A 21,057-nucleotide genomic window follows, 5' to 3' on the forward strand; every position below is an offset into this window, starting at 1 on the left:
CTAGCCGACGACCGCCTCCGCGAGCTCGACCACCTCGTCGGCGAGGCGCGGACCGAACCAGATCGCGTCGTTGTGGCCCGCCCCGGGCACCACCACCTCGCCCTGCAGGTTGCCCACGCGCGCCGCCAGCTCCGCCGAGAGCCGCGACGGCACGACGTCGTCGTCGGAGCCGTGCAGCACGCGCACCGGGACCTCGCTGCCGCCCAGGTGCTCGGCGCTCGGGAAGCGGTCGCGCAGGATCAGCCCCACGGGCAGGAGCGGGTAGTGCGCACGCCCGACGTCCACGAGCGACGTGAACGGGGAGCGCAGGAGGAGACCGGCGGGTGGGTCCGTCGTGGCCAGCCGCGACGCCACGCCGGTGCCGATGGACTCGCCGACGTACAGCGTCCTCGCCGGGTCGAACCCCTCGTCGCGCAGCGCCGCGGCCGCCGCCCGCGCGTCACGGGCCAGGCCCTGCTCGCTGGGCCGGCCGGGGTTCCCGCCGTACCCGCGGTACTCCAGCAGCAGCACCGTGAAGCCCCGCGCGGCGATCTCCCGCGCGACGTCGAGCCTGCCCAGCCGGTTGCCTCCGTTGCCCGGCAGGTAGAGGACCGCGACCTCCCGGTCCTCGCCCGCGGGCGGCACGAGCCACGCCGCCAGGTCGAGACCGTCGTCGGTCCGCAGCACGAGGTCACGTGCGCCGGGCACACGGCCCGCGACCGTGCCGACGTCGGTCCGGTCCGGGAAGTACACGAGCGTGCGCTGGAGCACGGTGACCAGTGTGACGACGAGGGCCACGACGGCGAGCACCGCGAGGAGCGCGCAGCCCGGACGCCGGCCCGCCTCGGCCGACCTCCGGCGTCGACCCACGCTGCTCACGACGGCCTCCCTCGATCGGTGGCGACGGGTTCGACGCTAGCGCGCGGGAGGCGGGGTTCCCCGGAGGAGGTAAGGCACCACCGGCTCGGCCTTGGCCGGTTCGGCTGTCAGTCAGGATGCGCGCTTGCCGTACCGCTGACGCGCCGCTTCGCCGCTTGTCCCGACCGCAGCGCCGATGACCTTCCACGACGTGTCCGAACGTCGGGCGTTCGCGACGGCCTCGGCGATCTCACGTTCAGCCTCGGCGCGCTTGAGGGCGGCGAGCCGCAGCTGCGTGAGAGGCGAGACGGTGTCACGGTCGCCGGGCTCGGGCTCGTACGACTCGAAGCGGTCGGCCAGGTCGTCGGCCTGAGCCATCATCTCGTCCAGTGAGCGGGGCATGGGCATCACCTCAGGAACTTCGGTCGTGCTGGCATGGCGTGTGCGACGTACAGGTCGTCATAGCGCTCGACGACACCGACTTCGATGAGACCGCCGCTGCGGTCCGGACCGATGACCATCGTCATACCGTCTCCCACGTCGAACAGGTCGATGTGGTTGCGTAGCGCATGCCGGATCGAGTCCTCTGACACGCCGTGCCTGTAGGCGCTGTGAAGAACGAACGGCTCGCTGTCCACGGTGACAAGTTATCTTGCTGCCCAGCGCTGGGCAAGCAGTCGACCGGACGAGCGCCAGTACCGCGCGCTGGTCGATCTGTGCGCGAGATACGGGTTCGCCAGGCGCCTGAGCTGCTGTTCGTCGTCGAGATGATCGACGCTCCTGCACGGATCACTGCGCTCACATCGGGCCTCGCCGCCGTCGAGCGGGTCGCTGGTCGGCTGGTACCGACGTTCTGCTGACCGCGGCACACGCCGTCATCCCGCATCTGCCCGAGTCAGGTCGGCTGCTGCTCACCAGGCTTCGGTCAGGCGTGCGAGGCGTTCGCGGATGCTCCCGACGTCGTCCACCCGGCCGGCAGCGACGTCCATGATGAGGTCGTAGGCGTCGTCGTTCGTCGCGACCAGTCGCGTGCCGTTGACGCCCAGGAACACGATGGTGCCCGCGAGTGCGAGTCGCTCGTCCCCGTCCAGCAGGGCGTGGTTGCGAGTCAGCGAGTGGAGCAGTGCGGCCGCCTTGGTGAGGAGGTCGGGGTACGCGTCGGTCCCGCCAACCTGAGTCCGTGGTCGTGCGGCGGCCGACTCCACGAGGCCGATGTCACGCACGACCAGATCGCCGACGACGCGCCGCGCGACGACGAGCAGCTCCTCGGCGGTGAGGTAGATCATCGGCCGAGGCGCTCGAGCGCCTCGGCGTACCGGGGGAGCTCACTGTCCATCACCGCGTTGATGAGGTCCTCTCGCGAGGTGCGCTCGATGTAGTCGCGAACGGCTTGGCGGGCCACGTCCTGCATCGAACGGTGCTCGACCTCCGCGCGGCGTCTCAGAGCCTCGGTCTCGGCCGCGTCGAGTCGAAGTGTCATCGCCATGGCGTGATGGTATCAGCAGCGGTATCAGCGCGCCTGGCCGCTGTTCTCGAAGTGGCCCACGCGGCCGCGCGACGATCTCCGACGTGCCGACGGCGCGCTCGTGCGGGAGCCTGGGGCGCTGCCGGGCGCTCCGGCGCCGCGCCCCGCTCGAGCCGGAGAGAGTTCAGGGAGCCCCATGGAGACGTCGCGTTCACCCAGGACGGCCGCGTGGGTCGTGGGGGCCGCCTGCGTCGGCGCGCTCCTGGCGTACGGGGTGATGCGCGCCTTCCCCGACCTCTCCCTGTTCGACGTCGGCTCGCAGGACCGCGACGCCGAGATCGTCAGCTCGATCACGCGGGAGGAGCAGGTCGTGCTCCTGAGCCTGGGGATCCAGGGCATCGCCGAGCAGTCCGAGACGGGCTCGTTCCTGGGGATGGACGTTCCCGGCACCGGGAGGTCGTCGTTCGTGCAGTACGGCTTCAACGCCAAGCTGGGGATCGAGGGCAGCGACGTGAGGATCGACCGGGCCGGCGAGGACGAGCTGGTCATCTCCGTCCCCGAGTTCATCTTCATCGGGCACGACGACGAGAGCTTCAGGACGGTCGTCGAGGACAACGGCGTCCTGAGCTGGGTGACTCCCCAGATCGACACCGTGGAGATGATCAACAACGTCCTCGACGAGGGTGGCCAGGACCAGTACATCGACGAGAACCGGGAGATCCTCGAGGACCAGGCCAGGGCCTTCTACACCGCCATCGTCACGAGCATCGACCCGACGGTCGCTCTCAGGTTCGAGTTCCGCTGACCTCGCCGTCCCACCACGCCAGGACGCGCGCGGCGTGGAAGGTCAGCCACCGGGAGGGCTCGCCCGGCGGCACGTCGACCTCGAACCACGCGCGCCCCGGCAGCCGGTGCTCCTGCAGCCACGTGCCGTCGGGCTGCCGGGCGGCGCGCACGGTCTCGACCGCGTCGGCCAGGCGTGCGTCGGGCGCGGTGCCGTCGTGCAGTGCCGCCGCGCGGAAGTGGTCGAGCGCGTTCAGCGTGCTGAACCGCCAGCGGAACGGGTAGCAGAACACCGTCACCCAGGGCCCGAGCGGCTCGCCGTCGGTCACGCGCCGCAGCAGCCGGCGCTCGAGCAGGTACTCCTCACCGGCGTGCCGGGCGGCGCGCACCGCGTCCGAGCCGGTCGCGGCCTCGTACGACAGCAGGCCCTTCACGGTGTTGAGCGTCGAGTGCACCGACGAGCGCGTCGAGCCCTCGACCCACTCGCAGTTCCAGCCGCCGTCGGGCAGCCGGTGCTCGGGGAACCACGCCGCGAGCCCGGTGACGTCCGCGCCGAGCCACGCGCCGTTCGCGAGCGTGAAGGCGTTGATGCAGCAGTCGACCTCGCCGGCCCAGTACGGCTCGTCGTTGTACTCCCAGCGGCTGTTGGCCTGGAGCTTGTCGGCCGTGCCCGCGAGCACGGCTGCGTCGAGCCCCCAGTCGCGCAGCGCGTTGAGGGTCCACGTCGTCGCCGTCCACGGTTGACCCGCGCCGGGCTGCGCCTCGGGCCCTTCGAAGTCGAAGCCGCGCGGGAAGTACGCGCCGCCCGCCCACTGGCCGTCGTCGTCCTGCAGCGCGAGCAGCCGCGCACCGAACCCCTCGGTCGTCACACGCGCCCGGGTCGCCCGCCACACCTCCTCGGGCGCACCGACGAGGTCACGCTCGACCTGCCACCGCAGCGCAGGATCGGAGTCGAGCAGCCAGTCGAGCAGGGCGCGATCAAGGGCCATGCTCCACGGTAACGAGGGCGTTCTCCTGACGGGAAGTGGTCACATCTGCCCGGCGATGGGCCGGAAGTGGTCGCAGGTGCGACCACTTCCGGGGGCGGGGGTCAGCCCTGGTGGGCCAGGCGGTCGCGGAGGAGGACGGCGATGTCGGCGACCTCCGGGACGCCCACCTGCGGGCGGGGGCCCGCAGCGGTGGGCTCGTGGGGGGCGGCGGGTTCGTGCGTGCCGGTCGCGGCGGCACCGGGTGTCGGGTGGGTGCCGACGTCGTCCGGCGTCGTGCCGTCCGGCGTGCCGCTCCCGCCCGGCGTCGTCGGGCCCGCCGCCGCGCCGCCGTCCGCCGACGCCCGTGCGTGCGCCGCGACGCCGTCGCTGAGCATCACCGTGCAGAAGGGGCACGCGGTGGCGATCGCGGACGCCCCGGTGGCCGCGGCCTCGGCCGCGCGGACCGTGCCGATGCGCTCGCCGATCGTCTCCTCCATCCACACCCGCGCGCCGCCGGCGCCGCAGCAGAACGACGTCTCGCGGTTGCGCGGCATCTCGGCGAGCGTGACGCCGGCCGCGGCCAGCAGCTCGCGCGGGGGCTCGTACACCTCGTTGTGGCGGCCCAGGTAGCAGGGGTCGTGGTAGGTCACGGTGGCCCCGTCGGCGTCCTCGCCCACCCCCGGAGCGAACCGCAGGCGCCCCTCGCCCACCAGCGTGTCGAGCAGCTGCGTGTGGTGCACGACCTCGTAGCGCCCGCCCATCGCCGGGTACTCGCGCGACAGCGTGTTGAAGCAGTGCGCGCACGTCACGACGATGCGCTGCGCGCCGACCTCGTTGAGCGTCTCGACGTTCTGAGCCGCGAGCATCTGGTAGAGCGCCTCGTTGCCGGCGCGCCGGGCGGGGTCGCCCGTGCAGGTCTCGCCGTCGCCGAGGACGGCGAACGTGACGCCGGCGGCGTGCAGCAGCTCGGCCACCGCGCGCGTCGTCTTCTTGGCACGGTCCTCGAACGCGCCCGCGCAGCCGACCCAGAACAGCCAGTCGACGTCGGCCGCGGATTCCAGGTCGACGCCCATGACCGGCACGTCGAACTCCAGACCCTTGGCCCAGTCGAGGCGCTGGCGCGCGGGCAGGCCCCACGGGTTGCCGCGCCGCTCCATCTTGGTGAACGTGCCGCCGAGCTCGGCGGGGAACGCCGACTCCATGAGGGTCTGGTAGCGGCGGATGTCGACGATCGTGTCGACGTGCTCGATGTCGACGGGGCACTGCTGCACGCACGCACCGCACATGGTGCACGCCCACAGGACGTCGGGGTCGATGACGCCGGACGCGACCAGGTCGACACCCAGGTGCGGGTCAGCGAGCGCGTCGGGCGACGCCCCCGCGGCGCGCGCCGCCTGCACGTACGGCGCGGTCGCGGCCGCGTGGTCGCGCAGCGCGAGCGTCAGCAGCTTGGGGCTCAGCGGCTTGCCGGTCGCCCACGCGGGGCACTGGTCCTGGCAGCGGCCGCACTCGGTGCACGTCGCGACGTCGAGCAGCCCCTTCCAGCGCAGGTCCTCGATGGCGCCGACGCCCAGGCGCAGGTCGTCGGGCAGGTCGTCGACGGCCGTGAGGTCGAGCGACTCGCCCGCGGCGTCCCGCAGCGGCACGAGCGGGCCCAGCGCGGGCGTGCCGTCCGGCTCCCGCCGCGCGTACACGTTGACGACCGCGAGGAACCGGTGCCACGCGACGCCCATCGTCGGCAGCAGCCCGACGACCACGAACCACGCCATCGACACCAGGATCTTGACCAGCGCGACGACGACCACGGCCGTCGCGAGCGTCCCGGGGGCCACGGCCGTCCACGCCGCCCCGAACCACGCGGTGAGCGGGAAGTGCAGCGCGGTGGCCCACGCCTCGCCGTCCTGCACCCCCAGCGCGTACTCGAGCCCGCGCAGCGCCAGCACCGCGACGACGACGAGCAGGACCGTCGCCTCGACGACGTACGCCCACACCTGGTTCGACCCGAAGAACCGCGACCGCCGCTGCGCGACCTCCGGCTCGTCCGCGCGTGGCCGCACGCGCTGCCGCAGCGCGATCAGGTAGGCGATGCCCAGCAGGCCCAGCCACGCGAAGGCCTCGACAGCCCACTCCAGCGGCACCCAGTGCGCGAGGAACGGCAGCCCGTAGCGCGGGTCGACGAGCTGCCCGTAGCCCGTCAGCAGCGTGACGACGAGCACGGGGAACGACACCATGACCACCCAGTGGGCCGCCCGCACGGCCGGGCGCTGCTGGAAGCGGCCGTGGCCGAGCACCTCGCGCACGAGCGTCGCGAGCCGCGGGCCGACAGGCGTCCAGCGTCCCGGCAGGGGCCGTCCGGTGCGCACCGTCCGCACGATGACGACGACGCCGCGCACGAACACGGCCACGCCGACCACCGTCGCCACTGCCGCCAGCACGACCGCGCCCACCTGGAGTCCGCTCACGGCGCCAACCTAGCCGCCGCGTCGTGGTGTCGCGCACGTCGCGTCGTGCCAGGGCGGCGCGGGGGGAGCACGGTCAACCGTTGGTAATATCGACGTGTTCCCCGCACCCACCACGACGTTCCCGACCAGCACGGAACCGCCGTCCACCGGCCAGGGTCCGTCTGCTGGGTCGACGGGCGCCGCGCGTGGTCGCACCTTCCCATCATCGGGCTGCGGCCCCCGGCCTCGCGTGAGCGGACCGGGTCCGTGCCCCCGGACCGTCCCCGACGGCCCGGACACACCGACCGACCGACCACCCGCCCCCGACACGGACGGAGCCGGACGTGCTGCTGCTGCTGACGATCCACCTCGCAGCAGCCCTGGTCGCGCCCTTCCTCTTCCGCTGGTGGGGCCGCCGCGCGTTCTGGGCGCTCGCGGCGGCGCCCGCGTCGGCGGCCGTGTGGGCGCTGACCTGGACGGGCGAGGTGCAGGCCGGGCGCGGCCCGACCGAGGTGCTCGAGTGGGTGCCCGCGCTCGGGCTCGAGCTGAGCTTCCGGCTCGACACCCTGTCGTGGCTGATGACGGTCGTGGTCGGCGGTGTCGGCGCGCTCGTGCTCGTCTACTGCGCCGCGTACTTCTCGCCCACGGCGTCCGGGCTGAGCCGGTTCGGCGGCGTGTTCACGGCGTTCGCGGGGTCCATGCTCGGCCTCGTCACGGCCGACGACATGCTGCTGATGTTCGTGTTCTGGGAGCTCACGACGGTCACGTCGTACCTGCTCATCGGGCACTACGCCGACCGCAAGGCGAGCCGTCGCGCCGCCATGCAGGCGATCATCGTGACGACCGCGGGCGGGTTGGCGATGCTCGTCGGCGTCGTCATCCTGGGCCACGCCGCGGGGACGTACTCGATGTCCGCGCTCATGGCGGACCCGCCGGCCGCGTCGGCCGCGGTCGTCGCCGCCGTCGTGTGCCTGCTCGCGGGCGCCGCGACGAAGTCGGCACTGATCCCCTTCCACTTCTGGCTGCCCGCGGCCATGGCGGCCCCGACGCCCGTCAGCGCGTACCTGCACGCCGCGGCGATGGTGAAGGCCGGCGTCTACCTGGTCGCGCGCTTCGCGCCCGCCTACTCCGAGCTGCCGGTGTGGCGCTGGACGATCGTGGTCCTCGGGTGCGGGACGCTGCTGCTCGGCGGCTACCGGGCCCTGCGCCAGCACGACCTCAAGCTCGTCCTCGCGTTCGGCACCGTCAGCCAGCTCGGCCTCATCATCCTGCTCGTGGGCCTCGGCACGAAGGCCACGGCGCTGGCGGGGCTCGCGATGCTCGGCGCGCACGCGATGTTCAAGGCGGCGCTGTTCCTCGTCGTCGGCACGGTCGACGTCGCGTGCGGCACACGCGACCTGCGGCGCCTGTCCGGCGTGGGCAGGGCGCTGCCGTGGACCGCGCTCGCGGGCGGGCTCGCGACCGCGTCGATGATCGGGCTGCCGCCCTTCGCGGGGTACGTCGCCAAGGAGGCGGGGCTCGAGGGCGTCGCCCACCTCGAGGACGGCACGATCGGCTGGATCGTCCTCGCAGCCGTCGTCGTCGGGTCGGCGCTCACCGTCGCGTACGGGCTGCGGTTCTGGTGGGGCGCGTTCGCGACCAAGGACGCGCTCGTGCCGCAGTCCAAGACGCAGGACTCCGACGGCGTCGCGACGACCACGTCGCTGGCCGTGGGCGGCGACGAGTCGGTCGAGCCGGCGCCCGTCATGCGCCCCTCGTTCCTGCTGACCGCGCCCGCGCTCATCCTGTCGTTCCTCGGCCTGGCGGTCGCGCTGCTGCCGCACCTCGGCGAGCACCTGCTCGCGCCGTACGCCGGGACGTACCCGGTGGGGGAGCCCGGCCACCTGCTGCTGTGGGGCGGGTTCGGCCTCGTCCTGTGGCTGACGGTCGGCATCCTGAGCGTCGGCGGCCTGCTGTTCCTCGTGCGCGACAAGGTCGAGCGGTGGCAGGCGCGCGTGCCGCACCTCATCGAGGCCGACCACACCTACCGCCGCTCGATGCGCAAGCTCGACGACCTCGCGGCCGACGTCACGGCCGTCACGCAGCGTGGTTCGCTGCCGCTGTACCTCGGCGTCATCCTCCTCACCTGGGTCGTGGCGGTCGGGACGGCGCTGCTCACCGGCACGTCGCTGCCCACCGAGACCCGGCCGTGGGACTACGCGGCCCAGACCGTCTTCGCGGGCGCGGCGATCGTCGCCGCGATCCTCGTGGCGCGGGCCCGCCGGCGTCTCAAGGCCGTCATCCTCTCCGGCATCTGCGGGTACTCGATCGCCGGCATGTTCCTGCTCTACGGCGCGCCGGACCTCGCGGTCACCCAGGTGCTCGTCGAGACCATCACGCTCGTCGTGTTCGTGCTCGTGCTGCGCCGCCTCCCCCCGTACTTCTCCGACCGGCCGCTCGCCGGGTCGCGCTGGGTGCGGCTCGGCCTGGGTCTCGCCGTCGGGCTCGTGGTGGCCGGTGTGGCGCTGGTGGCACCGTCGGCGCGCGTGCACCCGCCGGTGTCGGCGGACTTCGCGACCGAGGCCTACGAGTTCGGGGGCGGCAAGAACATCGTCAACGTGACCCTCGTCGACATCCGCGCCTGGGACACGATGGGCGAGATCTCGGTGCTGCTCGTGGCCGCCACGGGCGTCGCGTCGCTCGTGTTCCTGTCGGCGCGCGGCGGCCGGATCTTCCGCGAGCGCGAGGCGCCCGCCGACCGCGCGGTGTGGGGCGGCACGCCGGACCCCATGGCGACGCTGCGGCGCCCGAGCACGGCACCCGACATGGGCGAGGCGGACGTCGAGGCACCCCCGACGCCGTCGGCGGGCACGCCGCGCGCCGTCGGGTCGCGTGCGCGCGAGTGGCTGCGCGCCGGGCGCACCGTCGCGCCGCAGCGCCGGTCCGTGGTGTTCGAGGTCGTCGTGCGCCTGCTGTTCCACACGATGATCGTGTACTCCGCGTTCCTGCTGTTCAGCGGTCACAACCAGCCCGGCGGCGGGTTCGCCGCGGGCCTCGTGACGGGCATCGCGCTCGCGGTGCGGTACCTCGCCGGCGGCCGCTACGAGCTGGGCGAGGCCGCGCCCGTGCAGCCGGGCGTGCTCCTGGGCACCGGGCTGTTCCTGTCGGCCGGTGTCGGGCTCGTGGCGCTGTTCGTCGGCGGCAACGTGCTGGAGTCCTGGATCTTCGAGTTCCACCTCCCGCTCTGGGGGGAGGTCAAGCTCGTGACCAGCCTGTTCTTCGACGTCGGGGTGTACCTCGTCGTCGTGGGGCTCGTCCTGGACATCCTGCGCAGCGTGGGGGCCGAGATCGACCGTCGCGCCGAGACCGGTGAGGACGACGTCGCCGAGCACGCCGTCAGCGGGTACGACCACGTCGTGGTCGCGCGCACCCGGTCGGGCGCCGTGGACGCGGGAGCAGTGCCGCCGGACCTGGGCGGCTCCGGTCGGGGGGTGACCCCGTGACGGACGTCGTGATGAGCCCCAACCTCGTGTTCGTCGTGACGATCGGGGTGCTGTTCACCGTCGGGGTCTACCTCGTCCTCGAGCGCAGCCTGACGCGCATCCTGCTGGGCATCGTGCTGCTCAGCAACGGCACCAACCTGCTGATCCTCGTCGCCGGCGGCGCGGCCGGCGCGCCGCCCCTCATCGGCGTCGCGTCCGACCGGCCGATGAGCGACCCGCTGCCGCAGGCGCTCATCCTCACGGCCATCGTCATCACGCTCGGGCTGACGGCGTTCCTGCTGGCCATGGCCTACCGCTCGTGGCAGCTGCACCGCCACGACGAGGTGCAGGACGACGTCGAGGACCGCCGCATCGTGCGCCTCGCCGCCCGCGACGAGCGCGCGTTCGAGGACGACGACACCGAGTCCGACGGCGAGACGCTCGACGAGGAGGCCGCCAGCGCCCGCGACGAGACCGACGAGGGCGAGGCGTTCGACGAGGCCCCGTGGGAACGCCCGCCGCCGCGCACCGACCACACCCACCGGGAGGAGGGACGATGACCGACTGGGGCTGGCTCGTCCCCCTGCCCGTGGTGCTGCCGCTGTCGGCTGCCGGCCTGGCGCTCGCGCTGTACCGCCGCCCGCGGCTGCAGCGCATCGTCTCGCTCGCGACCCTGACGATCGTGGCCGTGGTGTCGGCCGCGCTGCTCGTCATCGCGGACTCCGGACCCGTGGTCGTCGAGGTCGGCGACTGGGCGGCGCCCGTCGGCATCAGCCTCGTGGCGGACCGCCTGTCGGCCCTCATGCTCACGGTGTCGTCCGTCGTGATCCTGTGCGTCCTGATCTACTCCCTGGCGCAGGGCCGCGAGGACGGTGAGCGGTTCGCGCCCATCTCGATCTTCCACCCCACGTACCTCGTGCTGTCGGCGGGCGTCGCCAACGCGTTCCTCTCCGGCGACCTGTTCAACATCTACGTGGGCTTCGAGATCCTGCTCGCGGCGTCGTACGTGCTCATCACGCTGTCGGGGACGCGCGAGCGGATCCGTGCCGGGACGATCTACGTCGTCGTCGCGATCCTGTCCTCGGTGCTGTTCCTCGTCGCGATCGCCGCGATCTACGCGGCCGTGGGCACCGTCAACCTCGCGCAGCTCGCGATCCGGCTGCCGGAGGTGGACCCCGGGGTCCGGCTGGTGCTGCAGTGCATGCTGCTGCTGGCGTTCGGCATCAAGGCGGCCGTGTTCCCGCTGTCGTCGTGGCTGCCGGACTCCTACCCGACGGCGCCGGCGCCCGTCACGGCGGTGTTCGCGGGCCTGCTCACCAAGGTCGGCGTCTACGCGATCATCCGGACGCAGTCGCTGCTGTTCCCGGGCGGGCGGCTCGACGACATCCTCATGTGGGTCGCGCTGGCGACCATGGTCGTGGGCATCCTCGGCGCGGTCGCGCAGGACGACGTCAAGCGTCTGCTGTCCTTCACGCTCGTCAGCCACATCGGCTACATGATGTTCGGCATCGCGCTGGGCAGCGTGCACGGCTGGAGCGCCGCGATCTACTACGTCGCGCACCACATCACCGTGCAGACCGCGCTGTTCCTCGTCGTCGGGCTCATCGAACGCTTCGGGGGCACGACGTCCCTGGACCGCCTCGGCGGGCTGGCGAAGATGACGCCCGTGCTGGCGGTGCTGTTCTTCGTGCCCGCGATGAACCTCGGCGGCATCCCGCCGTTCTCCGGGTTCCTCGGCAAGGTGGGGCTGCTGGAGGCGGGCGTCGAGCTGGGCACGCCGACCGGGTACGCGCTGGTCGTGGGGTCCGTCGTGACGTCGCTGCTGACGCTGTACGCGCTGATCAAGGCGTGGAACAAGGCGTTCTGGCAGAGCCCGCCGGAGGAGCTGCCCGCCAACCGGGTGCCGATGATGATGGTCGCGCCCACGGCCGCGCTCGTCGTCGTGAGCCTCGCGCTCACCGTCTTCGCCGGCCCGCTGTACGGCTACACGGGACGCGCCGCGCAGACGCTGCAGGAGCGCTGGCCGTACATCGAGGCCGTGCTGCCCGACGGTCAGCGCGGCGAGGGCGAGTCGCAGCGTGCGGCCGACGACGCGGAGGTGGGGGGATGAGCCTGCACCCGCGCCGCACCGGCTGGCGCTTCCAGTGGGCGACGATCGCCTGGCTCACCGTCGTGTGGGTGCTGCTGTGGGGCGACGTCACGTGGGGCAACATCGTCAACGGCGCCCTGCTGGGCATCCTCGTCACGGTCGGCCTGCGCATGACGCCCGTCGACTTCCACGGCCGCGTGCACCCGGTGGGGCTGCTGGTCCTGCTGGGGCGGTTCGCGGTCGACCTCGTGCGGGCGTCGTTCGAGGTCAGCGTCGTGGCGCTGCGCCCCCGGTACACGCCGCGGGGCGCGGTGATCTGCGTGCAGCTGCGCAGCCACTCCGACCTGTACCTGACGATGACGGCCGAGCTCGTGTCCCTCGTGCCCGGGTCGATCATCGTCGAGGCGCACCGGCTCACCGGACGCCTGTACGTGCACGTCCTGGACGTCGAGACCAGCGGCGGCGTCGAGAAGGCGCGCCAGAGCGTGCTCGACCAGGAGGCGCGGGTGCTGCGGGCGCTCGCGTCCGACCAGGAGCTGGCGGACGCGGGCCTGCCGCGCGGACGTCGTGACCGGGAGGTGGCGTCGCGATGAGCCCGTTCGACGTCGTCGTCGTGATCGGCGGGGTGCTGCTGACCCTCGGTGCGGCCCTCGCGATCGTGCGGGCCGAGAAGGGGCCGTCGATCCTCGACCGGACCGTCGCGCTCGACATCGTCGTCACGACGATGATCGCCGCCGTCGCCCTGTACGCGGCGTACTTCCGGCGTGCCGACGTCGTGCCCCTGCTCGTCGTGCTGTCGCTCGTCGGGTTCGTGGGCTCGGTGACGGTCGCGCGGTTCGCGTCCGTCGAGCCCGAGGGCGAGGGCCGGGTGCGCACGCGTGAGGAGGTCGCCGCCGAGGAGGCGGAGAAGCGCCGCCTCGAGCAGGAGGAGGAGGAGACGCGCCGCCGTCGCCGCCGCGTGGTCGAGGCCGAGGAGCAGGCCGTCGCCGACGCGGAGCGCGACGTCCCGTCGAGCTCGCGCGACACCGTCGAGCCCGAGCCGGACGACGAGCACCACGGCGGCCCCGCCGACGAGGAGGCACGATGAGCGCCACGATGTGGGAGGCGGCCGCGGACGCCGTGTCGATCATCTGCCTGCTGGGCGGCGCGTTCTTCGCGTTCGCCGCGGGCGTCGGCGCCCTGCGCTTCCCCGACCTGCTGGCCCGCATGCACGCCGGCACCAAGCCGCAGGTGCTGGGCCTGATCCTCGTGCTCGTCGGCCTCGCGCTGCGCCTGCGCGAGGGTGGCGCGGTGTGGGCGCTCGTGCTCGTGGCGATCTTCCAGATGCTCACGGCACCGGTGGCCGCGCACATGGTCGGGCGCGCGGGCTTCCGGACCGGCAAGGTCCGCAACGACCTGCTGGTGGTCGACGAGCTGACGCGCGACCTCGACGACACCCAGACCGACGGGACCGGCGACGACGTCTGAGGCGTCGCCCGTCCGTCAGGCGGCGAACACCGACCGGACGCGGATGCCGAACTCGCGGCGCAGCGCGCGGCTCGCGGCGAACCACCCGCCGAGCCCGTGCACGCCGGGGCCCGGCGGGGTCGCCGCGGAGCACAGGTACACGCCGTCGGCACCGGCGGCGTACGGGTCGAGCGTCGGCGTGGGCCGCGCGAACATCTGCGGCAGGTCCACGGCGCCCGCGGAGATGTCGCCACCGACGTAGTTGGCGTTGTGGTGCGACATCTGCGACGCGGGCACGCACCGGGACGCCACGACGACGTCCCGGAACCCCGGGGCGTACCGCTCGATGTGCCGCGTGACGGCCTCGGTCGTGTCGACGTCCGACCCCGCCGGGACGTGCGCGTAGGACCACAGGGGACGCAGGTCGCCGCTGCGGCGGCCGTCGTCGACGACCGACGGGTCGCTGACCAGGCACATCGGCAGCTCGGCGTGGCGCCCCGCGTGGACGTCCGCCTCGGCGCGCGCCATCTCGGCGCGCGTCCCGCCCACGTGCACGGTGCCGGCGCGCGCGACGTCGGGGTGCTCCCACGGCACGGGCGCCGACAGGACGAAGTCGACCTTCGACGCGGCGTCGCCGTGCCGGTAACGCTCGAGCGCCGCGCGCCGGCGGGCGGGCAGCTCGTCGCCCAGCACGTCCACGAGCCCGCGGGGCGTGGTGTCGAACAGGTAGCACCGGGCGGCCGGGAGGTCGGCGCGCGAGCGTACGGGGTGGTCGGTGACGACCGTCCCGCCGTGCGCGCGCAGGTCTTCGACCAGTGCGGCGACGATCGCGCCCGAGCCGCCGCGCGGGATCGGCCAGCCCTGGCCCGCGTGCGCCAGGGACGCCAGGAGCAGGGCCGTGCCCGCGCCGGCGAGGCTGGGCAGGCGCGAGATGGCGTGCGCGGCGACCCCGGTGAGCAGCGCGGGGGCCACGTCGCCGCGGAACCGCGCGCCCCACGCGGGCGTGCCCTGCTCGGCGACGCCCAGGCCGAACCGGGCCGCCCCGACGAGGCCGCCGGGTACCAGGCCGGCGGGGATGCTGCGCTTGTCGCCGAGGGCGACGCGCACGACGTCGTCGGTGTGCCGCGACAGGGCACCGACGAGCGAGCGCCACGCGGGCCCGTCCTCGTCGAGCCCCGCGACCGTCCGGTCCAGGTCGTGCCACGCGATCCCGGCGCGGCCGTCGGGCAGCGGCTGGGCGAACGAGACCTCGGGGACCAGCAGCTCGACGCGGCGCTCGAGCCCGAACGCCTGGAAGAACGGGGACGCCCACGCCATCGGGTGGACCGCCGAGCAGACGTCGTGCACCACGCCGTCGGCCAGGCCGAGGTCCAGCGTGCGTGCGCCGCCGCCGACGGTGGGCTGTGCCTCCAGCACGGTGACGGACAGCCCGGCGCGCGCCATCGTGACCGCAGCAGCGAGACCGTTGGGTCCGGAACCGACGACGACGACGTCCATGGGCGCCATTCTCGCGTCGTCCACGTCCAGGACGCGAACTCGCCCCCGGGTGCCGTGCCCGCCCGTAACCTGACGACCTGGACATCCGGGGCGCCGCGAGAAGGTCGAGGGACGTGTGGGCGACGGTCGTGAGGCAGGCCTGCTGTCGACGGGCGCACCCGCGGACGACGAGACGCGCGAGCGCCGCCGGGCGCGGGGCGTGACCTGGTCCGCCGTCGGCCTCCTGCTCCTCGTCGCGGCGTTCCAGCACGAGCTGTGGCCGCTGACCGCCTACCGGCTGTTCAGCGACGTGCGCACGGGCACCGCGGCGTCGGTCGAGCTGGTCGCGGTCGCACCCGACGGCACACGCACGCCCGTGCGCCTGGACCCGCGCAACCCGGTGGTCGCCACGACGGGCCGGCAGTACCCACGCGTCCGCGACGCCGCCCCGGGCGAGCAGCGGGCGATGGTGCGGGCGTGGCTGCGGGCCGCGGGCATCGACCCCGGAGGCGTCGCGGACGCGCGGTTGGAGCGGGTCGTGCTCGAGCTGGACCCCGACACCGGTGAACGGCGCGAGACGTCCCGCACGCTGCTCGTCGAGGTCGCCCCGTGATCACCGCGGCGCCCGTGGTCATGCGCCGCCGGGAGCTGCTCGCGCGCGTCGACGACCGGCTGGTCGCCCCGGGCCCGGCGTTCCGCCTCCTCGAGGTGCACACGCTCGTCGCGCTCGTCATCGGGCTGCGGCTCGCGACCCGCGACTGGACGCTCGTGGCCGAGCGGCCCGAGGTCCTGACGTTCCGCGCCACCCTGGTCGGCTGGTTCCCCGCGCCGGTGCCGCCGTGGCTGCTCGTGGCCCTGCAGGTCGCGGGCCTGGTCGGCGTGACGCTCGTCGTCGCCCGTCGCAGCCCGCGCGCCGGCTTCGCGCTCGCGTGGGTCGCCTACACGGTCCTGGCGGGGCTGTGGGGCAGCTCGGGCAAGGTCATGCACAACGACGTCCTGACGGTCACGGTGGGTGCCGTCCTGCTGCTCGCCCGGGTGCCCGGCAGGGACGTGGGCGCGCGCGACGAGCGGGTCGCGTGGGGCTGGCCGCCGCGCGCCGCCCTGGCTGTCGTCGCCACGGTGTACTTCCTCACGGGCGCGCAGAAGCTGCGGCACAGCGGCATCGACTGGGTCGTCGGCGACAACATGGCGTGGGTGCTGCGCTGGGGCAGATCCCCGTTCGGTGACGGGTTCACCCACCTGGTCGCCGACCAGCCGTGGCTGCCGCAGCTGCTCGCCGGCGGCGCGATCTGCCTCGAGCTCGGTGCGCCCGTGCTGCTCGCGCTGCGCGCCACCCGGATCCCGTTCGCGCTGGCCGTGCTCGTGATGCACGGGAGCATCTGGGCGTTCCTCGGCCTGGACTACTGGGCGTGGGTGCTCACCGTGGTGGCCGTGGCCGTGCCGCTGGGGCTGCCGCGCGACGTGCCGCTGCGCGAGGCCCCCGCTGCGCTCGTGCGTGCGGTCGCCGCGCGGCGGGGTGCCGCGCGGCGACCGTAGGTCAGCCGACGACGGTCAGCCGACGATGCGCGCGGCGATCTTCGCGGCGCCGCGGGTCGCGAGCACGCGCGAGAGCCCGATGGCCGCGCCGGTGACGGCGGCCGCCGCGGCGACCTCGCCGAAGTTGATGTCGTCTTCGCTGGAGTCCGCCGCGGGCGGCTTGTGGCCCCTGGTCTTCTCCCACACCGAGTCGATCACGCGGTGCACCACCCAGGTCGCCGCCAGCGCGACCACCGCGCCCACGATCTTGGCGCTCATGGACTGCTTCTTCTCGTCGCTCGTCATCCGGGCCTCCTCGTCGTCCTCGCCTGCACGGACGCTACCCGTCATCGGGCGATCCCACAGGTCGGGGTTAGGATCGCCCCTGAACGACAGGGGAGCGTCAGCTGCCGGGCCCGACCGGGTGCGGCACGAGGACGCTGAGAGTGCGGACCACCGCAGACCCTCGAACCTGATCCGGTTGGTACCGGCGTAGGGAGTCGGGCTTCTCTCCTCCCGTGGTCGTCGTGCGCGGCCCGGTCCCCGGTGCCGTGCGCGGCGGGCGCGGGACCTCTCCGACCACGACGGAGGACGACCGCGACATGACCACCCCCCGGCCCCGCACCGCCGCACGCACCCGAGCCCGGCACGCCGCCGTCCCCGCGGTCGCCGCCGCAGCGCTGCTCGCGCTGACCGCGTGCTCGGCGACCGGCGGCCCGACGGCGGACGGGGCGACCGCCGGGGCCGGCACGGTCACGCTGGTGACGCACGAGTCGTTCGCGCTGTCCGACGGCCTGCTGGAGCGCTTCGAGGACGAGTCGGGGCTGAGCGTGCAGGTCGTGCAGCAGGCGGACGCGGGCGCGCTGGTCAACCAGCTGGTCCTGACGAAGGACGCGCCCCTGGGCGACCTCGTGTTCGGCATCGACAACGCGTTCGCGTCGCGCGCGCTCGACGAGGGCGTCGTCGTGCCGGTCGAGATCGACGCCCCGGCGGTGCAGGACGCCGCGGAGCACGCCGTGCCGGGCGACGAGGACGGCGCCCTGACCGCCGTCGACCTCGGCGACGTGTGCCTCAACGTCGACACCGCGTGGTTCGCGTCCCGCGGCGTGCCCGAGCCGACGACGCTGGAGTCGCTGCTCGACCCGGCGTACCGCGACCTCGTCGTCGTGCCCGACCCCGTGACGTCGTCCCCGGGCCTGGCGTTCCTGCTGGCCACGGTCGGGGCGTTCGGCGAGGACGGCTGGGTCGACTACTGGGCGGGCCTGCGGGACAACGGGCTGCAGGTCGCCGACGGCTGGTCCGAGGCCTACTACACCGACTTCACCGCGGGCGGCGGCGACGGCCCGCGCCCCGTCGTGCTGTCGTACGCGTCGTCGCCGCCGTACACCGTCCCCGAGGGCGGTGACGCCCCGACGACGCGCGCGCTGCTCGACACGTGCTTCCGCCAGGTCGAGTACGCGGGCGTGCTGGCGGGGGCGGCCAACCCCGAGGGCGCCGCGCAGCTCCTGGAGTTCCTGCTGTCCGACGACGTGCAGGCCGACATCCCGGTGTCGATGTACATGTACCCGGTGAGCTCGAGCGTCGACCTGCCGCCGGAGTGGGTGTCGTGGGCGCCGCTCGCGGAGAAGCCGTTCACGGTCGCGCCCGCCGACGTCGCGGAGCACCGCGAGCAGTGGCTCACCACCTGGTCCGACACGGTCATCGGCTGACCCGTGCCCGCCGCCCCCGCGTCCGGCCCGGCCACCGCGCCCCCGCCGCCGGCCCCGCACCGGGACCCCGCGCCCCGTCCGCGGGGTCCGCGGGGTGCCGGTGCGCCGCCCGGTGGCGGACGCGCGCGGGTGCCCGGCCGCGGGTGGCGTGCCGGGCTCGGGTGGGGTCTGGCCGTCGTCGTGCCGCTGGCCTTCCTCACCGCGTTCTTCGTGTGGCCCGTCGCCGAGATCGTCGGGCGCGGGTTCGTGGCCGACGGGCGGCTCGACCTGGGCGGGTTCGGCGACGTGTTCTCCCGGCCGCGCACGTGGCGGGTCGTCGGGCAGACGCTCGCGCAGGCCGCGCTCGGCACGGCCGGCGCCGTGCTGCTCGGCGTGCCCGGCGCGTACCTGCTGTACCGCTGCCGGTTCCCCGGGCGCGGGGCGCTGCGCGCGTTCGTCACCGTCCCGTTCGTGCTGCCGACGGTCGTCGTCGGCGTCGCGTTCCGTTCCCTGCTCGTCGACGGGGGGCTGCTGGGCGGCCTGGGTCTGGACGGCACGTTCACCGCGATCGTCCTCGCGCTCGTGTTCTTCAACTACGCCGTCGTGGTCCGGACCGTCGGGGGCATGTGGGAGCGCCTCGACCCGCGCGCCGAGCAGGCCGCCCGCGCGCTGGGCGCCTCGCCGTGGCGCGTGCTGCGCACCGTCACGCTGCCCGCGCTCGGCCCGGCGATCGCATCGGCCGCGTCGCTCGTGTTCCTGTTCTGCGCGACGGCGTTCGGGACCGTCCTGGTGCTGGGCGGGCGCCGGTACGGGACCGTCGAGACGGAGATCTGGATCCAGACCACGCAGTTCCTCGACCTGCGGGCCGCCGCGGTGCTGTCGGTCGTGCAGCTCGTCGTGGTGGTCGCCGCGCTGTCCGTCGCGGGGCGTGCCCGGGCCCGCACCGAGCGCGCGCTCGCCCTCGGTGCGCCCGCCGCGACCGCCCACCCGGTGCGGCTGCGCGACCCGCTCGACGCCGTCGCGGTCGCCGTCACGGCCGTCACCGTCGCCGGGCTGCTCGCGCTGCCGCTGCTCAACCTCGTCGTCCGCTCGCTGCGCACGCCGCGCGGGTGGGGGCTGGACAACTACGCCGCGCTCGCGGTGCCGCAGGACACGCTGGCGGTCTCCGCGTGGCAGGCCGCCGGGACGTCGGTGCGCACGGCCGTGGACGCCACCCTGATCGCTCTGGTCGTCGGGGGTCTCGTGGCGCTCGTCGTGTCGCGCCGGCCGCGCCGCGCTGCCGCACGGCGCGCGGTCGCCGGGCTCGACGCGCTGTTCATGCTGCCGCTGGGGGTGTCCGCCGTGACCGTCGGCTTCGGGTTCCTCGTGTCGATGGACGCGCCCCTCGGCCTGCCCGTGGACCTGCGGGCGTCGCCCGTGCTGGTCGCGGTCGCGCAGGCGGTCGTCGCGGTGCCGCTCGTCGTGCGCACGGTGCTGCCCGTGCTGCGGGCGGTCGACCCGCGCCAGCGCGAGGTGGCCGCGACGCTGGGCGCGTCGCCCGGGCGCGTCCTGCGGACCGTCGACCTGGCCGTGGCGCTGCGGGCCGTCGGGCTCGCGCTGGGGTTCGCGTTCGCGGCGTCGCTGGGTGAGTTCGGTGCGACGTCGTTCCTGGCCCGGCCGCAGGAGCCGACCCTGCCGGTCGTGATCTTCCGGCTGCTGGGACGTCCCGGCGCCGAGAACTACGGGGCCGCGCTCGCGGCGTCCGTGCTGCTCGCCGCGCTGACGGCGGGCGTCGTGGCCGTGTGCGAGCGGCTGCGCCGCCCGGGGACCGGGGGTGCGTGGTGAGCGACGGTCTGCAGGTCGCCGACGTGGTCGTGCGCTACCCGGGGGCGGCGTCGGCGGCCGTCGACGGGGTCGACCTGACCGTGCCGACCGGCGAGGTCGTCGCGCTGCTCGGCCCGTCCGGATGCGGCAAGTCCTCGCTGCTGCGGGCCGTCGCCGGCCTCGAGCCGCTCGCCGCGGGCGACGTCGCGTGGGACGGCGTGTCCGTCGCCGACGTGCCCGTGCACCGCCGCGGGTTCGGCCTGCTCTTCCAGGACGGCCAGCTCTTCGCCCACCGGGACGTCGCGGGCAACGTCGCCTACGGGCTGCCCGAGCGGCGCGCCCGCACGGCGCGCGAGGCCCGGGTCGCCGAGCTGCTCGACCTCGTCGGCCTGCCCGGCACGCAGCGCCGCGACGTCGCGACGCTGTCGGGCGGCGAGCGCCAGCGCGTCGCGCTCGCCCGCGCGCTGGCCCCGCGCCCGCGCCTGCTGCTCCTCGACGAGCCGCTGTCCGCGCTCGACCGCGCTCTGCGCGAGCGTCTTGCGCTCGACCTGCGCGACGTCCTGACCGCGACGGGGACCACGGCGCTGTTCGTCACGCACGACCAGGACGAGGCGTTCGCCGTGGCCGACCGCGTCGCCGTCATGGACGCCGGGCGCCTGCTGCAGGTCGCGGCCCCCGGCGCGCTGTGGGCCCGGCCCGCCTCGCGGCGCGTCGCCGAGTTCCTCGGGTACGAGGCGTTCGTCGACGTGCCGGCGCCCGGCGTACCGGCCGTGCCGGCCGTACGCGCCCTCGTCGACGCGACCCGCGCCGCGGGCGTCGCGCTGCTGCCGCCCGGCGGGGTCCTGGCGCTCGCGGCCGGCGCGTTCGTGGTCGCGCCCGACGGTGCGCCGCCCGTGACCGGCACGGTGCAGGTCCTGCGCTCGCGCCGGGGTCGCACGGAGGTCGTCGTGGACGTCGACGGTGTCGGGCGCGTCAGCGCGTTCGCGCCCGCGGGCTGGACCTGCGCCCCGGGCACGGACGTGCGCCTGCGCGTCGATGCCGCTGCGGTCGCGGGGCTGCCGGACTAACGTCGGGGCACCAGGCGA

21 protein-coding genes and 1 riboswitch are annotated in these 21,057 nt (G+C 74.3%); of the genes, 12 read left to right on the plus strand and 9 right to left on the minus strand.

Features of this window, described 5'->3' with window-relative positions:
* From KKR89_RS01015 to KKR89_RS01035, 5 genes are all read right to left on the minus strand, one after another.
* The gene (locus KKR89_RS01015) at nt 1–858 is read right to left on the minus strand and encodes an alpha/beta hydrolase (RefSeq protein ID WP_251140957.1); all 858 of its coding nucleotides are present in this window, start codon (nt 856–858) and stop codon (nt 1–3) included.
* Between the two features lie 111 nt (nt 859–969).
* Nucleotides 970–1,239, minus strand: a complete 270-nt coding sequence (locus tag KKR89_RS01020) for a hypothetical protein (protein WP_208196857.1) — start codon at nt 1,237–1,239, stop codon at nt 970–972.
* A 5-nt stretch (nt 1,240–1,244) separates the two neighbouring features.
* Nucleotides 1,245–1,475: a hypothetical protein gene (locus tag KKR89_RS01025; protein WP_208196858.1), complete on the minus strand. Its 231-nt coding sequence runs from the start codon at nt 1,473–1,475 to the stop codon at nt 1,245–1,247.
* Nucleotides 1,476–1,748: 273 nt separating this feature from the next.
* The gene (locus KKR89_RS01030; protein WP_208196859.1) at nt 1,749–2,123 is read right to left on the minus strand and encodes a type II toxin-antitoxin system death-on-curing family toxin; all 375 of its coding nucleotides are present in this window, start codon (nt 2,121–2,123) and stop codon (nt 1,749–1,751) included.
* The gene (locus KKR89_RS01035) at nt 2,120–2,323 is read right to left on the minus strand and encodes a ribbon-helix-helix protein, CopG family (protein ID WP_208196860.1); all 204 of its coding nucleotides are present in this window, start codon (nt 2,321–2,323) and stop codon (nt 2,120–2,122) included. Before KKR89_RS01035 ends, KKR89_RS01030 begins: the two co-directional genes overlap by 4 nt.
* A gap of 175 nt (nt 2,324–2,498) precedes the next feature.
* Between KKR89_RS01035 and KKR89_RS01040 the strand changes: the two genes are divergently transcribed.
* Complete coding sequence (locus tag KKR89_RS01040; protein WP_208196861.1) at nt 2,499–3,107, plus strand: hypothetical protein; 609 nt, start codon at nt 2,499–2,501, stop codon at nt 3,105–3,107.
* On the opposite strand, the gene KKR89_RS01045 is transcribed toward KKR89_RS01040, so the two are convergent.
* Nucleotides 3,088–4,074, minus strand: a complete 987-nt coding sequence (locus KKR89_RS01045) for a squalene cyclase (RefSeq protein ID WP_208196862.1) — start codon at nt 4,072–4,074, stop codon at nt 3,088–3,090. The two genes, KKR89_RS01040 and KKR89_RS01045, sit on opposite strands and share 20 nt — an antisense overlap.
* Nucleotides 4,075–4,175: 101 nt before the next feature.
* A complete protein-coding gene (locus KKR89_RS01050) occupies nt 4,176–6,515 on the minus strand; it encodes a (Fe-S)-binding protein (protein ID WP_208196863.1) in 2,340 nt (779 codons plus the stop codon).
* A gap of 323 nt (nt 6,516–6,838) precedes the next feature.
* On the opposite strand from KKR89_RS01050, the gene KKR89_RS01055 reads away from it, so the two are divergent.
* From KKR89_RS01055 to mnhG, 6 genes are read left to right on the plus strand one after another with little or no spacing between them, the layout of a single operon-like run.
* On the plus strand, nt 6,839–9,976 hold the full coding sequence (locus KKR89_RS01055) for a Na+/H+ antiporter subunit A (RefSeq protein WP_251140958.1): 3,138 nt from the start codon (nt 6,839–6,841) through the stop codon (nt 9,974–9,976).
* 11 nt (nt 9,977–9,987) lie between these two features.
* Entirely contained in the window at nt 9,988–10,515 is a 528-nt protein-coding gene (locus KKR89_RS01060; protein WP_208197278.1) for a Na(+)/H(+) antiporter subunit C, read from the plus strand.
* Entirely contained in the window at nt 10,512–12,065 is a 1,554-nt protein-coding gene (locus tag KKR89_RS01065; RefSeq protein WP_208196864.1) for a Na+/H+ antiporter subunit D, read from the plus strand. Before KKR89_RS01060 ends, KKR89_RS01065 begins: the two co-directional genes overlap by 4 nt.
* A complete protein-coding gene (locus KKR89_RS01070) occupies nt 12,062–12,637 on the plus strand; it encodes a Na+/H+ antiporter subunit E (protein ID WP_208196865.1) in 576 nt (191 codons plus the stop codon). The genes KKR89_RS01065 and KKR89_RS01070 overlap by 4 nt, the downstream gene beginning before the upstream one ends.
* Nucleotides 12,634–13,131 carry a monovalent cation/H+ antiporter complex subunit F gene (locus tag KKR89_RS01075; protein ID WP_208196866.1) on the plus strand — a complete coding sequence of 166 codons (498 nt, stop codon included), beginning with the start codon at nt 12,634–12,636 and terminating at the stop codon, nt 13,129–13,131. Before KKR89_RS01070 ends, KKR89_RS01075 begins: the two co-directional genes overlap by 4 nt.
* The gene (mnhG, locus tag KKR89_RS01080; protein WP_208196867.1) at nt 13,128–13,511 is read left to right on the plus strand and encodes a monovalent cation/H(+) antiporter subunit G; all 384 of its coding nucleotides are present in this window, start codon (nt 13,128–13,130) and stop codon (nt 13,509–13,511) included. Before KKR89_RS01075 ends, mnhG begins: the two co-directional genes overlap by 4 nt.
* A gap of 15 nt (nt 13,512–13,526) precedes the next feature.
* On the opposite strand, the gene KKR89_RS01085 is transcribed toward mnhG, so the two are convergent.
* A complete protein-coding gene (locus KKR89_RS01085) occupies nt 13,527–14,987 on the minus strand; it encodes a phytoene desaturase family protein (protein WP_208196868.1) in 1,461 nt (486 codons plus the stop codon).
* Nucleotides 14,988–15,102: 115 nt separating this feature from the next.
* On the opposite strand from KKR89_RS01085, the gene KKR89_RS01090 reads away from it, so the two are divergent.
* Together KKR89_RS01090 and KKR89_RS01095 are read left to right on the plus strand one after the other, a co-directional pair.
* Entirely contained in the window at nt 15,103–15,579 is a 477-nt protein-coding gene (locus KKR89_RS01090) for a hypothetical protein (protein ID WP_208196869.1), read from the plus strand.
* On the plus strand, nt 15,576–16,502 hold the full coding sequence (locus tag KKR89_RS01095; RefSeq protein WP_251140959.1) for a hypothetical protein: 927 nt from the start codon (nt 15,576–15,578) through the stop codon (nt 16,500–16,502). The genes KKR89_RS01090 and KKR89_RS01095 overlap by 4 nt, the downstream gene beginning before the upstream one ends.
* Before the next feature lie 15 nt (nt 16,503–16,517).
* On the opposite strand, the gene KKR89_RS01100 is transcribed toward KKR89_RS01095, so the two are convergent.
* Nucleotides 16,518–16,787, minus strand: coding sequence for a DUF4235 domain-containing protein (locus tag KKR89_RS01100; RefSeq protein ID WP_208196870.1), 270 nt, complete (start codon nt 16,785–16,787; stop codon nt 16,518–16,520).
* A gap of 78 nt (nt 16,788–16,865) precedes the next feature.
* Nucleotides 16,866–16,997, plus strand: a riboswitch (TPP riboswitch).
* Between the two features lie 86 nt (nt 16,998–17,083).
* On the opposite strand from KKR89_RS01100, the gene KKR89_RS01105 reads away from it, so the two are divergent.
* The 3 genes from KKR89_RS01105 to KKR89_RS01115 all read left to right on the plus strand — a co-directional run bounded on the left by KKR89_RS01105 (nt 17,084) and on the right by KKR89_RS01115 (nt 21,039).
* On the plus strand, nt 17,084–18,190 hold the full coding sequence (locus KKR89_RS01105; RefSeq protein WP_208196871.1) for a thiamine ABC transporter substrate-binding protein: 1,107 nt from the start codon (nt 17,084–17,086) through the stop codon (nt 18,188–18,190).
* 129 nt (nt 18,191–18,319) lie between these two features.
* Nucleotides 18,320–19,993: an ABC transporter permease gene (locus KKR89_RS01110; RefSeq protein WP_208196872.1), complete on the plus strand. Its 1,674-nt coding sequence runs from the start codon at nt 18,320–18,322 to the stop codon at nt 19,991–19,993.
* Nucleotides 19,990–21,039, plus strand: a complete 1,050-nt coding sequence (locus KKR89_RS01115; RefSeq protein WP_208196873.1) for an ABC transporter ATP-binding protein — start codon at nt 19,990–19,992, stop codon at nt 21,037–21,039. The genes KKR89_RS01110 and KKR89_RS01115 overlap by 4 nt, the downstream gene beginning before the upstream one ends.
* Nucleotides 21,040–21,057 lie beyond the last annotated feature (18 nt).

Source organism: Cellulomonas dongxiuzhuiae (assembly GCF_018623035.1).
GTDB lineage: Bacteria > Actinomycetota > Actinomycetes > Actinomycetales > Cellulomonadaceae > Cellulomonas > Cellulomonas dongxiuzhuiae.

Bases quoted from the DNA above. Each gene is read 5' to 3' on its own strand.
- KKR89_RS01020 (WP_208196857.1), bottom strand. From the start codon at position 1,239: ATGCCCCGCTCACTGGACGAGATGATGGCTCAGGCCGACGACCTGGCC.
- KKR89_RS01030 (WP_208196859.1), bottom strand. From the start codon at position 2,123: ATGATCTACCTCACCGCCGAGGAGCTGCTCGTCGTCGCGCGGCGCGTC.
- KKR89_RS01035 (WP_208196860.1), bottom strand. From the start codon at position 2,323: ATGGCGATGACACTTCGACTCGACGCGGCCGAGACCGAGGCTCTGAGA.
- KKR89_RS01040 (WP_208196861.1), top strand. From the start codon at position 2,499: ATGGAGACGTCGCGTTCACCCAGGACGGCCGCGTGGGTCGTGGGGGCC.
- KKR89_RS01045 (WP_208196862.1), bottom strand. From the start codon at position 4,074: ATGGCCCTTGATCGCGCCCTGCTCGACTGGCTGCTCGACTCCGATCCT.
- KKR89_RS01060 (WP_208197278.1), top strand. From the start codon at position 9,988: ATGAGCCCCAACCTCGTGTTCGTCGTGACGATCGGGGTGCTGTTCACC.
- KKR89_RS01065 (WP_208196864.1), top strand. From the start codon at position 10,512: ATGACCGACTGGGGCTGGCTCGTCCCCCTGCCCGTGGTGCTGCCGCTG.
- KKR89_RS01070 (WP_208196865.1), top strand. From the start codon at position 12,062: ATGAGCCTGCACCCGCGCCGCACCGGCTGGCGCTTCCAGTGGGCGACG.
- KKR89_RS01075 (WP_208196866.1), top strand. From the start codon at position 12,634: ATGAGCCCGTTCGACGTCGTCGTCGTGATCGGCGGGGTGCTGCTGACC.
- mnhG (WP_208196867.1), top strand. From the start codon at position 13,128: ATGAGCGCCACGATGTGGGAGGCGGCCGCGGACGCCGTGTCGATCATC.
- KKR89_RS01085 (WP_208196868.1), bottom strand. From the start codon at position 14,987: ATGGACGTCGTCGTCGTCGGTTCCGGACCCAACGGTCTCGCTGCTGCG.
- KKR89_RS01100 (WP_208196870.1), bottom strand. From the start codon at position 16,787: ATGACGAGCGACGAGAAGAAGCAGTCCATGAGCGCCAAGATCGTGGGC.
- KKR89_RS01105 (WP_208196871.1), top strand. From the start codon at position 17,084: ATGACCACCCCCCGGCCCCGCACCGCCGCACGCACCCGAGCCCGGCAC.